General features: G+C 30.8%; 8 protein-coding genes. 3 read left to right on the forward strand and 5 right to left on the reverse strand.

The features are described 5' to 3' along the window. The 5 genes from JNO63_RS06535 to pepD all read right to left on the reverse strand — a co-directional run bounded on the left by JNO63_RS06535 (nucleotide 1) and on the right by pepD (nucleotide 5,151). Nucleotides 1–1,041 carry a SufD family Fe-S cluster assembly protein gene (locus tag JNO63_RS06535; RefSeq protein WP_203127697.1) on the reverse strand — a complete coding sequence of 347 codons (1,041 nt, stop codon included), beginning with the start codon at nucleotides 1,039–1,041 and terminating at the stop codon, nucleotides 1–3. Further along, the gene (gene sufB, locus JNO63_RS06540; protein WP_203127698.1) at nucleotides 1,041–2,453 is read right to left on the reverse strand and encodes a Fe-S cluster assembly protein SufB; all 1,413 of its coding nucleotides are present in this window, start codon (nucleotides 2,451–2,453) and stop codon (nucleotides 1,041–1,043) included. The genes JNO63_RS06535 and sufB overlap by 1 nt, the downstream gene beginning before the upstream one ends. A gap of 3 nt (nucleotides 2,454–2,456) precedes the next feature. After that, nucleotides 2,457–3,188, reverse strand: a complete 732-nt coding sequence (sufC, locus tag JNO63_RS06545) for a Fe-S cluster assembly ATPase SufC (RefSeq protein ID WP_203127699.1) — start codon at nucleotides 3,186–3,188, stop codon at nucleotides 2,457–2,459. 139 nt (nucleotides 3,189–3,327) lie between these two features. Then, nucleotides 3,328–3,594, reverse strand: a complete 267-nt coding sequence (locus tag JNO63_RS06550; RefSeq protein WP_203127700.1) for an HPr family phosphocarrier protein — start codon at nucleotides 3,592–3,594, stop codon at nucleotides 3,328–3,330. 144 nt (nucleotides 3,595–3,738) lie between these two features. Beyond that, nucleotides 3,739–5,151: a beta-Ala-His dipeptidase gene (gene pepD, locus JNO63_RS06555; protein ID WP_203127701.1), complete on the reverse strand. Its 1,413-nt coding sequence runs from the start codon at nucleotides 5,149–5,151 to the stop codon at nucleotides 3,739–3,741. A gap of 180 nt (nucleotides 5,152–5,331) precedes the next feature. On the opposite strand from pepD, the gene JNO63_RS06560 reads away from it, so the two are divergent. The 3 genes from JNO63_RS06560 to JNO63_RS06570 all read left to right on the forward strand — a co-directional run bounded on the left by JNO63_RS06560 (nucleotide 5,332) and on the right by JNO63_RS06570 (nucleotide 14,607). Then, nucleotides 5,332–6,192, forward strand: coding sequence for a C39 family peptidase (locus tag JNO63_RS06560; RefSeq protein WP_203127702.1), 861 nt, complete (start codon nucleotides 5,332–5,334; stop codon nucleotides 6,190–6,192). Nucleotides 6,193–6,633: 441 nt separating this feature from the next. Continuing rightward, nucleotides 6,634–8,727, forward strand: a complete 2,094-nt coding sequence (locus JNO63_RS06565; protein ID WP_203127703.1) for a GA module-containing protein — start codon at nucleotides 6,634–6,636, stop codon at nucleotides 8,725–8,727. Between the two features lie 21 nt (nucleotides 8,728–8,748). Further along, the gene (locus JNO63_RS06570) at nucleotides 8,749–14,607 is read left to right on the forward strand and encodes a S8 family serine peptidase (protein WP_238390488.1); all 5,859 of its coding nucleotides are present in this window, start codon (nucleotides 8,749–8,751) and stop codon (nucleotides 14,605–14,607) included. Nucleotides 14,608–14,724: the final 117 nt, after the last annotated feature.

Genomic DNA, 14,724 nt, shown 5'->3' on the forward strand with positions numbered 1-14,724 from the left:
TTAATTCCTTGTATTCATTTGACGAACTCTTTGTTTTAGTTCATCTCTTAAAGATTCTTCTTCAATTTTATCAAGGGCTTTTGAGAATGTTGCTTCTAGCATCATTGATTCTGCTTGTTTTTTATCAAAACCACGGCTCATGATGTAAAATAACATTTCTTTATTTAATCTACCCACACTTGCTGCGTGGTTACCTGCTACTTCTTTTTCTGCACAAAGAAGGATTGGAGCAGTTTTGTTTTTTACATTGTCAGAAAACATCATTGAGTAATCGCCAATTTTACCATCCGCTTCAAAGCAACCGTGTTTTAAATCAACTACACCCTTCCAGTTTTTGTGGGCACTATCTTTTAACGCACCATTAAACATAGCATCAGAATCAGTTTGATTTCCATAATGGTCATTGTTTGCAAGTATATCTAGGAATTGTTCTTTTTCTTTAAAGTAAATTCCATCTTCGATTACGTGAGCCCTATCTCCTGCTAGGATATTTTTTATATTTACAATTGAGTAATCAGCCCCAATTTCAATATAGGAAATATCCAAAAGTGCATCTTCTCCTATAATTGTATTTATAGATTGTAAGTTTGTAGAGTTTTTACCAAAGTTTGTTACCACAACTAATTTTACTTTGGCATTTTTTTCTACATTTACCCTTACTTGTGAGTTTAAATATAAGTTTTCTCCCTCACCTAGGGCTGATATTAGGAATGACGATTCTGAATTTTCACGGGCACTGATGTCAATTCCTGCTACCAAAATATTATTTTCACTGTCTAGTTTTAGCTCGATAGATTCAAAATCTTTTTTACCCTCTACATCGCGGTATATGCTAAAGTTTCTAAATTCTTGGTTTTCTTTTTTTGTATCTTCAGAAAGGCCGTATTCATAAGCTTTAAAAGCATCTTCTAAGTCTTTGATTGATTCGCCTTCGCTATTTTTAAAGTACTCTTGTCTTTCTTTTAGGCCAAGATTTGCGTCTACGTAATTTAGCCCTTGAGAATTCCAAGTGTACATTCTCATTTCATTTAGTCTACTCATTAACCATTTGCTCCTTCTAGTTCCATATCTATTAGGTGGTTCATTTCAACTGCATATTCTAATGGTAGCTCGCGGCTAACTGGTTCTGCAAATCCACGAACAATCATTGATTTTGCTTCATCTTCTGGAATACCACGGCTCATTAGATAAAATATTTGTGATTGGTTTAGTGAACCAATTTTAGCTTCGTGACCACAGTCTACATCATCGTTTCGAATGTCTAATACTGGAATTGTATCTGATTGAGCATTTTCACCTAGCATTAGGTTTTCACAGTCTACTGTAGAACGGCTGCCTTTGGCATTTTTCTTCATTTGAACTAGAGATCTAGTCATTGATTTACCAGTACCAGCTGTAATTGATTTTGTAAGAGCTGTTGAATATGTGTTTGGAGCAAGGTGGATCATTGAGCAACCATTGTCAATATATTGTCCATCAGCTGCAAAAGTAATTCCTGTATATTCTGCACTTGCACCTTCACCAGCTAATACTGATGTTGGGTAAAGCATAGAAACTTTTGATCCAAATGATCCTGATACCCAAATCACTTTTCCGCCTTCATCAACGATAGCACGTTTGGTATTTAGGTTATACATATTTCTTGACCAGTTTTCTATTGTAGAAAATCTTACTTCTGCATTTTTACCAACGAAAATTTCTACAGAACCTGCATGTAAATTAACAACGTTATATCTAGGTGCTGAGCAGCCTTCGATAAAGTGAACTTTTGCATTATCTTCTGCAATGATCATCGTGTGTTCAAATTGTCCTGCTCCTGGAGCATTTAATCTATAATATGATTGTAGGGGAATATCTACTTTTACTCCCTCTGGTACATAGATTAATGATCCACCTGACCATACTGCACCGTGTAGGGCTGCGTATTTGTGAAGGGTTGGTGGAATTGCTCTTTGGAAATATTCTTTAACTAGGTCTTCGTGTTCTTTTAGGGCTGTTGCAAAGTCCATAAAGATAACACCTTGGTCTTCTAAGTGTTTTTGGATTGAGAAATATACTTCCTCACTATCGTATTGAGCACCTACACCAGCTAAAGATTCTTGTTCTGCTTGTGGGATTCCTAGTCTATCAAATGTTGCTTTGATTTCTTCAGGAAGAGCTTCCCAATTTGATTTTTTATCTGTTTTTGGTTTTACATATGCTGTTATATCGTTAACATCAAGTTCTGATAAATCTGGTCCCCAAGTTGGATTTTCCATTTTGTTAAAGAGTTCTAGAGATTTTAATCTTCTAATTCTCATCCAATCTGGTTCGCCTTTTTCACGAGAGATTTCGTTTACTATATCAGCATTGATACCTTTTTCTGTTATCTTATCGTAGGTAAATTCATCTATAAAATCATAGAACCCACGATCAAGCTCTTTTAATTTTTCTTCTATATTGTTGCTTGGCATATTTTACACCCATTCGTATCCGCGTTTTTCGATTTCATCCATTAGACTTGCATCACCCTCGTGAGCGATTTTGCCATCTTTAATTACGTGAACATAATCAGCTTCGATATTTTCTAATAACTCTCTGTGGTGAGTGATGATAATTACTGCATTATCTTCTGTGAGATAATCTTTTATACCCTTACTTACAATTCTAACAGCATCAACGTCAAGTCCTGAGTCTGTCTCGTCTAGCATAGCAAGTTTTGGATTTAGCATCTTCATTTGTAAAATTTCAGATTTTTTACGTTCACCACCTGAAAAACCAACATTTACATATCTTCCTGCATAGTCTTCAGATAGGTTTAGGCTATCCATTTCTTTTGCTAACTGTTTTGTAAATGCAAGCATTTGTGGTTTTTCACCTGTAATTTGTTCTTCAGAAATTCTTAGGAAATCATTTAATTTTACTCCTGGAATTTCATCAGGGTGTTGGAAGGACATAAATATTCCGCGGCGAGCACGCTTATCTACAGATTCTTCTGTGATGTCATCACCTTCAAAATAAATTTTACCTTCCGTTACTTCATAAACAGGATTTGCCATGATTGTATTCATAAGTGTTGACTTACCAGATCCATTTGATCCCATTACAACGTGGACTTCACCTTTGTTTACTGTTAAATCTATACCTTTTAAAATCTCAGTATCTTCAACTGATACATGTAGATTTTCTATTTTTAATAACTCAGACATTTTTACCTCTTCTTTATAAATTTAGTAGTAAATTTCATTTAAAATATACTACTTTACTAGGAATTATCAATCATTATAATTCTTTACTCATTGTACCTTTTTTAGGCAATAAAAAAACGAGCCTTGGCTCGTGAATATTTTATTGATTATTAATCTTACTTTCTATGACTTCAACAAGGCTTTTTATGGCTTCTTCTTCCTTGTCTCCTTCTGCTTTTAAAGTTAACTCATCTCCATTAGAAGCACTCATGCTAAGAACTGACATTATTGACTTTGCATTATAGCTTCTGCCATTTTTTTCAACTGTAATATCGCAAGGAAACTTTACTGCAGCGCGGATAAAAATCGATGCAGGCCTTGCATGCAAGCCAATCTCATTAGTTAGTGTGACTTTTTGCTCGTACATAGTACCTCCTTTTTTTATATATTTTCTTATGTAATTATATTACAATATTTTTTATGAAAATGCAAACATTTTCCACTATAATTTTATAAACTACATATAAATATCTAAATAAAAAACCACCCATGGCTTGGGTGGTTTAGTTTCTTAGATTCTTTTTAGTAATTCTACTAAGAATTTGTAATTTTTCTCAGTTGATTCTATGCTTACTCTCTCGCTTGGTGAGTGAGCTCCCTCGATAGTTGGACCAAATGATAGCATTTCTACATTTGGCATAACTCCTTTAAATAGTCCACATTCTAGACCACCGTGAGTTGTTTCTACTGTCATTTCTGAACCAGTTTGTTCTTTCCATATATCATTTGCAATATCAATTAGTTTTGTTTCTTCTCTTTGCCATCCAGTATAAGAGTTTAACTGCTTGCAATCAGCGCCAAATTGTCTTGCAATTTTTTCTACAATAGCTGCTCTATTAAATTTAGCAGAATCTATTTGACTTCTAGCCATACAAGAAAATTTTACTTCATTGTCATCTTCTTCAAGTACACCTATGTTTGAAGAAGTAATTATTTCTCCATTATATTTTTTAACCAAACCATCTGGTATTGTATAAAGAGTGTTTGCAATGTTTTTAGAAAGTTCTGCTGTTAATACTTCTCCATCAAAGCTTGCATTTTCTAATTTTATTTGACCGTTTGGATCTGTATCTTTTGATTCATTTAGTATATCAGCTATTCTTTGTTCGATAATTTCTTTTGCTTTATCTTTATTTGCTACTGCAAATACAGCTTGTGAAGTTGCTGCTATAGCATTTCTTTTTACTCCACCATTTAATTCTGCAATTTGAAGACCTTCTATATCTACTAAAAGTCTACCAAGAGTTTTTATAGCATTTAAACGGCCCTTATCTATTTCCATACCTGAGTGACCGCCTTCAAATCCTCTTAAGTCAAGTTTTAAAAATTCACCCTGGCTAGCTTCCTTTTCTTTTTTAAAACTGATTTCCAAATCGCATCCACCAGCACAACCTACTGTAAGAATACCATCATCTTCTGTATCGATATTTACTAAATATTTTGCATTAATATCTGATGCATCAATAGCATTTGCTCCAACCATTGATGTTTCTTCACCAGTTGTAATAATAGCTTCTAGTGGACCGTGTTCTACTTTTTCATCATCAAATATTGCAAGTATTAGTGCAACACCCATACCATCATCAGCACCTAATGTTGTGCCATCAGCTGTTACCCAGTCACCATCGATTAATAATTTGATAGGATCTTTGCTAAAATCATGGTCTGAATCATCTTCTTTTACACAAACCATATCCATATGTCCTTGTAGAGCAACAGTTTCTTTATCTTCGTATCCTGCTGTTGCATCTTTTTTGAAAATAACATTTAAAGTTTCGTCTTGACGTACATCTAAGTTTCTTTCTTTGGCAAAATTTACCAAATAATCAGATACTGCTTTTTCATCTCCAGAACCTCTAGGAATTTCACTAAGTTCACTAAAAAATTTCCAAACAAGTTCAGGTTTTAAATCTTTAATTTCCATAACTAACCTCCATTAAAATCAGTTTAATATATTATACTCATTTATAAACTTATTTACCCAATTTAATTTCTAAATTAAAATATTATTATATTAACTAGCTTTTTTACTTTGTTAAATATTGACGTAAGATATTCTTTAGTGTAATTTACTTTATAGTACAATAAGGAGAATTTTTACAATATGTACAAAAGAAAATCTGTAAAATCTAAAAAAAGAAAAAAAATATTTAAATTATTTATTATTATAATAATAATTTTATTTGTTAGAGAAAAAATCAATGGTGATAATCTATCCAATAGTTCTAGCTTTTTTAATAAGATTAGCCTAGGGGATTTGATCACTGATAAAAATTTAAAAACAGATGATTTTGATACTCTTAGAAAGAACTTAAAAAAAGAAAAAGGTTCCGGGAATAATAAAGCCGAGTGGATTTATGATAATTTTGATAATTTGCCTGATACTATGCTCTATTTAGCAGGAAACGACCCAGATACAATTGATTTTGTTTATAATTATCAAAATGGAATTACGAATTTTGAGTTTTATCCTGGGGAGTCTGTAAATCTAGATAGAAAAACACCTTACTTTCTTCAATGGGACAATCGATGGGCTTATAATTCACTTGGTCAGTCAAATGTAGGAATTGCTGGTTGTGGACCAACTTCTATGGCTATGGCTTTAGCTCGCTTAACAGGTGATAATTCTATAACTCCAGATAAAATTTCCATAGATGCCAATGAATATATGTACGCAAGTGGAGTCTCCCGGTCATTTTTTAACGATGAGGCTAGTAAATATGGATATAGAGTTGTCGATATCTCAAATGATAAAGATGCTATGATAGAAGCTCTAAATTATGGTCCTTTGATAGTTTCAGTTACTAGAGGTTATTTTACTCTATTTGGTCATATAGTTATTATCGACTCTTATCAAAATGGTAAATTTATAATAAACGATCCTAATAGCATTAAAAAAAGCCAAATATCTTGGTCATTTAATCAAATCCAAAATCAAATAGCTCATATTTGGCTAGTCTATTAAGGAAAATCTATTTGATAATCTAATTATACGTATATTTTAAATTTAATGGCTAATGTTTTTTATATAATCTCTATTAGCCATTATAATATACTTTTCTTCATCATACTCAAATCTTATCCTTGTATGTCTATAATAATTTTAAGTCAAGCTAGCTTTATTATAAGTTTAAATTAATAATTTCAAATTAATTTAAAAAATTTCCCAAATAATTTCATCGTAAGAACAAATCATAAAAAATATTTAGGTAAACCTAATCTTTTTATTTTTTTATTGGAATTTTTTTGTTGCTTATATTATAATATTACTTATAAAATCATTACGTTAAATAAAATTGTTTATATATAAACTAAATAAGTATGGCCATACTATTTTTTAACTTATGATTTTTATAAAAATATTATGCAATAAGCAAAAATAAAAAAATATAAAGAGAGGAATTTAATGAATAATATAAATAATTCGAATAAATATAGGCTAACCAGCATCCTAGCCTTGATGCTAATTTTTTCAAATCCATCAAGTGTATTCGCAAGTGAAGAAAAAGATTTTAATACAGACTATAATTTAAATAGCTTTAAAGCAGACGAGGTTGATGAGAAATCAGTATCTAAAAATGACTTTTCTTCTAATAGTAATACACAAGCAACATATATAGACCAAAACGATGAAAATGTAAAAAATAATAATACCAGTAAAAACGATTATAAGATCGAAGAAAAAGTATCAACTGATAATGAGACTACTGATAATATTCCAACAAATATCAGTGAGAAAAATAATATAAGTAACAATGATACTAAAGATTATATAAGTAATAGTGATACTAAGAATGAGGAAAATCCAATTGAGGATCCACAAATTTTAAGCGATTCTAAGGTGGAAGAAACTGAAGATAAAAATTTAATAACTGTTGTGAAAGATCCTACTTATCCAAGTTACATACCCTTAGATAAAATAGATCAAGACAAATACTATGTATTTGGTCAATATAAAAATAATAGAGAAGATAACGAAGATAGAGCTACTTATACTTTTTATATTGATAGAAATGACCCTTATCAAAAAGTTTACGTTCATTTAAAAAAATTTGATAGTGAAGGAAAAGAATTTGAAAAAGTCTATAAAATCGATTATAATGGTGAATTAAATATCAGAAAATTAGCTACAAACATTTCTAGAAATGAATTAGAAATTTCAGCTTTAGATAAGAAAAACACTGGAGAAAGTACTTTTGGCATTGTAAAAGAAAACGATAATGTAGAAAGTCAAGATAATAAAACTACAACTTATGATATACCACTAAGAGTTCATCATACTACACATTTTTTAGACGCAAATACTGATAATGATATTCATTCTCCTGTTGTCGCTTCTGGTTTCTTTGGACAGGATATCACGCCTCCACAAGCTCCTAAGAATATTAACAAAGATGGAATAACATATGAGTATACTGGCAAGTCTACTGGTTTGGATAAATTTAGCGAAAATTATAAAATTCTTAAAGAAAATGGTGAAAGTTTTGAATATTATGTAGGTAAAGATAAGAAACAAAAAGTACAAGTAAAAAGAATAGGCGATCAATCGATCATAGACATTACAACCTACGACCAAAACGGAAATATTTTAAAAACATATAAAGATGTTAAAGAAAATGACAAAATTTTAAATGACTTAAACCTATCCTATGTAATTATCAATGAAAACCCTGTTATCTATTCTAACTCTAGTAAAATTTATTATTATAAAAAGTCTAAATCTAAGACTATTGATAATACAAATGATAAGTCCACTGATAGTTCAAACCATAAAGATAACAATAAAGCTATTGATAATCTTACTGATAATTCGGATCAAAAGTCTAACGATAAAACTAGTAATGAGCCAGATGATAATAATGATAAAAAAGAAAATCATATAGATGAAGACTACAAAAAAGATTTTTTAGATAATCTATTAAGCTTATCTAAATTAACAAATGCAGAAAAAGAAAAGTACTTGGAAAGAATTAACTTGGCTAAATCTAACGGCGACATTTATAAAATCTATAACGAAGCCATTGATTTGAATAATTCAAGAAAGAAGAATGAAGGCTCTAATATAGATGATACCCACATAATTGATAGTGATAAGTCTAGAAAAATAGATAATCATTCATTTATTAAAGATGAAGCAAACAACAATGATACATCAGAAGCATCAAAAGAAACTATTGATAAAAATAAAGGAAGTCACGAAAATTCTAATAGCTTGAATAATAATAGTTCTCTAATTTATGTTCCAGATTGCTATAAATATATTAAAGAAGGTTGGTATCTTAAAGAAGATATTATTAATGATTACCATAATCTTAAACAAGCTATATTCGAAAATCAATCTACATGTGATGTTTTCCAACATTTATTATCTACTACTTCACGTTTAAGCAAAAAATATTCTGACAAGCTAAGAGAACTGATAAAGCAATCTGAGTCATTGCGTGAAAAAGGAAAAATGGCTTTAAAAGAATATTGTAAGATTCTAGAAATAGATAATTAAAAATAGTTATGGAGGCATATATTGAAAAAAAATCATAATAAATCTATATCCTTTATTTTAGCTTTATCAATGGTATTTAGCTTTGTAAGTCCATCCTTTGCATCAAAATCAACAAATCCTAAAAAAGATAGTGATTTGGTAAATATTAATAGAAGCAAGCAGAAAAAGAGCAAAATTATTGATGATTATTTATCTAGCGAAGCTAGTATAAAGGCAGATATTGAAAAAGAAGCATATTTTATCGAATTTAATAAGAATGCAGATAAAAATAAAGTAAAAAAAGCATTAAATTCAATCAAGGATACCAAAATCCTTTACGAATATAATATTATATTCAACGGATTAGCAATCTCTACTTATCCAGAAAACATAGATTATATAAAAACTATTAAAGGAGTTGCAGATATTGAAAAATCAGAAAAACTCAATCCTTTAATGGAAAATGCCAGAAGCCTAGTAAAGGTAGACAAGGCAAGTAACTACCTTAAAAATATCAATGCAATAAATCCCAATCTCGGCAAAAATTATGATGGAAGAGGCATGGTAATAGCCAATATAGATACAGGTATGGATGCAAGCCATAAGGCAATGAGACTCGATGATGATGCAAAAAAAGTCGCCAAGGTAAAATTAGATAACTTATCAGAAGCCGATAAGAACTTCTATATTTCAGAAAAGGTTCCACATTCAGTAAATTATCTAAATGGAGGAAAAATAACAACCGAAAAGTACGATGATGGTTCAGATTATCACGATCCTCATGGAATGCATATATCAGGAATTCTAGCTGCTAATGATACTATGGAAGATATTAATAAAGGTAAGGGAATCAGAGGTATTGCCCCTAATGCTCAATTGTTTTCTTATAAGATGTACTCAGATGCTAGTGATGGATTTGCTGGAGATGAAACTATGTTTCATGCCTTTGAAGATTGTATAAAACATGATGTAGATGTAATTTCTATATCCTCAGGTTTTACAGGTACTGGACTTAAGGGAGAAAAATATTGGCAAGCAATCAGAACTCTAAGAAATCATGGCATTCCAGTTTGCGTTGCAACTGGTAATTATGCAACTTCCGCATCTAATTCTTCTTGGGATAGATATGCAAACAATGCCTTAAATATGACAGATACTGGAAATGTAACTAGAACAGCAGCCCACGAAGATGCCATAGCAGTAGGCTCATCCAGAAATACTAAAATCAATTTTGATGGAGTAAATATTGGTGGAAACGACTTTAGATATTCCAGAATAGGAGCTTTTTTTGATCCCAATAGTTTTAAAAAAGACAAGTATAAATTTATTTATTTAGGCAAGTGTCAAGATGATGATATAGCTGGCAAAAACCTAAAAGATAAAATTGTAATCATGGATAGAATATACACAAAAGATTTAAAATATTCTTTTAAAAAAGCAGCTGATAAAGGAGCAGCTGGAGTTATAGTTGTAAATACCATATCCTACTATAATCGTGATGATTGGGAAAATGTACCAGCTATGGGCTATGAAGAAGATGAGGCTACAAAAGTACAAGTATTTTCCATCTCTGGTATGGACGGTATAAAATTATGGTCAATGCTAACTGGAAGCTCCGACAAGGTTAATATCAAATCTAAAAAAGACTCAGACTATAGAATAGATATGAATCTATATAACTCTCTAAAACCTAAAGTAGGAGAGGAAAAAGAACTTAATATTAAATTTTTAGATAAAAAAATTCCTTGGCAAGATGTTAATGTTCCTGCCGGATCTACTTCATGGGGACCTAGAGTAGATCTAATGTTAAAACCAGATGTATCTGCCCCAGGTAAAAATATATACTCTACCTTAAATAAAATAGACGGAAAAGATACCTATCAATATATGTCAGGTACGTCAATGGCTACTCCAGTAGTATCAGGTTCAACAGTTATTATTAGACCTAAATTAAAAGAAATGGTAAAAAAACCAGTTATTAAGAGTAGAGGAATAGATTTGGTTTCCCTTACAAAAATAATGCTACAAATAACATCCACTCCTATGATAGATCCTCAAACAGAAGAAAGTGGAACTTATCTTTACGCATCACCTAGACAACAAGGTTCCGGACTTATCAATGTTGAGAAAGCTCTTAAAAATAATTTAGTAATTTCTTATGATCTAAAGGACTCTAGTGGTCAAACAAACTCTTATGGAGCTGTCTCTCTAAAGGAAATAAAAACTAAGAAAAAAGATTTCAGAATTAATATTGATAATCCAACTAATAGGGATATCACTCTTAAAGTATCATCCTCCCCTATTACTACAGATGGAGAGATTAAAGTAAAAAAATTAGATGAAGAGTATGATGAAAAGTCCAAAACTGGAATTCATACAGTTAATGAAATTCATCCAAAAAAAGTTGACGGAGCTAAGCTAACCTTCGCTAAAAACGAAATAGTAATTCCTGCAAGAGGATCTTATAGTTTAGGTGCAAGCCTTGACGTTGGAAGCCTTACTAACAAAAATAAATTCATAGAAGGATTTATAAACTTTGAGTCAAAAGAAGAAAAAGAAAATACCAGAAAGGATCCTCAACCTTCTCTATCTATGCCATTTATGGGATTTGCTGGAGACTGGAATAATGAACCTATAATCGATAAATGGGCTTGGGAAGATGGATCTCGTTCAAAGGGCATTGTAGGTTATGATGATGAAGGCAATCCAAAAATACCTGGAACCTTAAATAGAGGTCGCGGAGGAGAACACGGCATAGATTTATTTAAACCAGCAGGAGTTATCCAAAATAGAGAAGATGATAATAAGAGCTTAGATCAAGACCCAGATTTATTTGCCTTTAACAATTCACAAGATTGGGATCTAGAATCCACTGGAGAAAGTAAACTTATCAAAGATTATGAAACAGATAGAGGCCTTACTCCAAGCCCACTCATTTTAAGATCTGCAGCAGATGCTAAAGTTTCTATAGTAAACAGTGATAATCCTAAAAATCAAAATTATCTAAAAGTACTCGATGTTGATCATTTTATAAAGGGAATCTTAAACTCTAAAAGAAATGACTCAAAAGGTATAAAGGGTTCTAAGCTAAAAGTTTATGGTGATCTGAGATGGGATGGATTGATCTATAATCCTCATTCAGTAGATAAATACGATAAAAATTATGTTGAAGGCAAATTTGAGCCAATAGCAGAAGGGCAATATTTCTATAAATTTGAATATAGACTAACCCCTGATTATCCATATCAGATCTCCTATATTCCAGTAAAAATAGATAGAACTCCACCTGAGATTGTATCTGTTGATGCATCTAACCCTGATGAAATAAAACTTAAAATAAAGGATAGCTACCATAAGCAAAAAGAAGCCTACAAAAATGAAACTATCTTTACAAGAGAACAAGAAAAAAATCCTCAAAAATTTGAAGAAGTTCCTAACAAAGTATGGTTTGCAGGAGCTGCCTTTGTAGATGAAAATGGCGAAATATTAGATAAACTTAAAGTAGTAAATGTTGGAGAAAAAAATAAATATAACGGCTTTAAACTAGATAAAGATGGTAACAGCTGTTATAAAATATTGGGAGCTAATAAAAATCTTTTAGGAAAGACAATAGAAATTGCTTCTTTAGATGGAGCTTCAAACTTTACTGATTTATATCAAGTTAAATTTGACAAAAAAATTATAAACGGCAAGCTAGGATACTCTACTGTAAAAAGCTCCTACGATCCTGATATAGATGACTATATTGAAGAAAAAAATTCAGCAGGAAAAATAGACGCCAAGTTATTAAAAAATATTAATACAAGCGAAAAAAAATCAGATAAAAATGAAGCTAATAGCTCTGCTAATTTAGAAGGAAAACCAAGTATTAATATAGATACTACTAAATCTACTATTGAAGCTCTTGATAATGAAGATCTAAATAGAATTATAAAAGTAAAAAAGATCAAAAAAGAAAATCCATTAACTGGTATAAAAGAAGAAAGCTACGATTATGGAGATGAAAACTCCATAGATGAATATGGACTTCCAAGTAAATATCTTGATGGAAGTAAGATGGAATTTGTAGATAATTCCCTAGATTATTTTAAAGACCATAACTATGTAGGAAAGATTATATTAAATGCAAATGGTGGATTTGATATAGAAGGTGTAGTCAAAAACGTAAGTAAAGATGCTAAAATCTACTTTAGATCTACTGCTATGAAAAAAACTAACAAGCTAGGTCAAGTGAAGACTATCCCCTCAACATATAACGAAAAAGATAAGTCAATGTCATTCAATCTATGGGCAAATATAAATGATGTCGATAATAATAAAGGTATTGATTATAAGGGAGATATAGAACTATACGTAACCGATAAAAATGGTAGCAGCCAAAGTATCTATATAAGAATGCCTAAAGAAAAATTCTCTAAGAAGACAGAAGATAAAATACCAACTGTCGAATCTAATTATGGAAATATCATAGAGCTTGGCGGAGCTGACTTAAATCATGGATTAAAAGAGAAAGCAGATGAGGCCGGCAATATTTATTATGAAATAAGTGATAATTTAAAATTTAAAAATGGATATGCAGTTAAAATAATATCTATAAATCCTGGAAAAACCGGATTAGAATCCTTATCATCAAATATATATACTAACGATAGTAAAGATGTAGCAACTAAAACAGCTAATATAAAGACTCTTCAAGGCTTTACCATCTTAAGATATGAAGTCTATAAACTAGAAAAGAATTCTAATGGAGAAGCTATACTAAATGATGAAAATTTAGTAGAAGAAATTGGCAAAATTGTATATATAGATAAAGATAAAGTCCAACTTGATATGGATAATGATAACTTTAATCCTTATACAAATGAAAATAACGCTAATTACGGAGAACTTTACATTAAGAAAAGCCCCTTAGTTTTAAGAGGAAAAGTAGGTGATAAAGGTGGATTTAACTGGAACTTTAGAATAAATGAATCCATAGTTGATCAATATTTAATTTATGGAGATCTAAACAGTGATAATTCCAAAGACTTCGAAGTAAAAATAGATGCTAACGATGGTGATATCATGGATTGGGCTGCCAAAGACTATATAGGTAACGGTGAGCCAGAAGGTATTAGATCACAATACAAGATATTTATTGACAACACTAAACCAGAAATTGAATTAACAGATAAAAATATTGATAACAATATCAGACTAAAATATGAGATTGATGGCAAAGAAAAACAATTTAATTTATCTATAAGTGATAAGATAGATAATGGAAATCCTGGAAGAATTCAACAAAAATCAATTTTAGTAAATGGAAAAGAATACCAAGCTAATAGCTTATTAAATTCTTATGCTAATTACAATAATCCTGATCAAGTAGAAATTAAAGTTATTGCAACTGATTATGCAAGGAATACCAAAGTACAAATTTATAAGCTTGACTTAAATACAGGAAAAATAGAAAATGTCCAAAATCCAAAAGTAGAGGTCTTAGTAAATGCTACTACAAATGAAGTAAATTTAGGTGAAGACTTCACTCTTCCAGAATATGAAGGCGCAATACCTGAGGAAAAAGAATTCGCCGGATGGAAAGTTAGAGATGCTATCAAAAAACCAGGTTTTACTTTTAATACTCAAGCAAATATAGAAATCACACCAGTATTTAAAGATAGAGAAAAAGATTATGTGTCTTTAAATTTTGAATCCAATGGAGCGGATGGAGAGATTCCAGAAATAAAAGTTGTGAAAGGAAGCGAAATAAGCCTTCCTGAAAATACATTCATAGCTCCAGATGGCAAAGAATTTGCTGGATGGCTTGTATCTGGAAATGAAGATATAAATAATCCAAAAGATAAAATAACAGTAAACGATAATATTACAGTTACTGCTATTTGGAAAGATATTCAGTAAACATAAGTTTTTAGTAATTTAAGATTAACAAGTTCTTTGTTACTTAATATAAAAAGCTGGCATTTTGAGCTGAACCCCAAAATCCGGAATATGGATTGAGGGGTTTTTTTCATGCCA

It is taken from the genome of Anaerococcus sp. mt242 (assembly GCF_016798225.1).
GTDB lineage: Bacteria > Bacillota > Clostridia > Tissierellales > Peptoniphilaceae > Anaerococcus.

What these genes read in the sequence shown, in the direction of transcription:
- JNO63_RS06535 (WP_203127697.1), bottom strand. Translation starts at nt 1,041, where the DNA reads ATGAGTAGACTAAATGAAATGAGAATGTACACTTGGAATTCTCAAGGG.
- sufB (WP_203127698.1), bottom strand. Translation starts at nt 2,453, where the DNA reads ATGCCAAGCAACAATATAGAAGAAAAATTAAAAGAGCTTGATCGTGGG.
- sufC (WP_203127699.1), bottom strand. Translation starts at nt 3,188, where the DNA reads ATGTCTGAGTTATTAAAAATAGAAAATCTACATGTATCAGTTGAAGAT.
- JNO63_RS06550 (WP_203127700.1), bottom strand. Translation starts at nt 3,594, where the DNA reads ATGTACGAGCAAAAAGTCACACTAACTAATGAGATTGGCTTGCATGCA.
- pepD (WP_203127701.1), bottom strand. Translation starts at nt 5,151, where the DNA reads ATGGAAATTAAAGATTTAAAACCTGAACTTGTTTGGAAATTTTTTAGT.
- JNO63_RS06560 (WP_203127702.1), top strand. Translation starts at nt 5,332, where the DNA reads ATGTACAAAAGAAAATCTGTAAAATCTAAAAAAAGAAAAAAAATATTT.
- JNO63_RS06565 (WP_203127703.1), top strand. Translation starts at nt 6,634, where the DNA reads ATGAATAATATAAATAATTCGAATAAATATAGGCTAACCAGCATCCTA.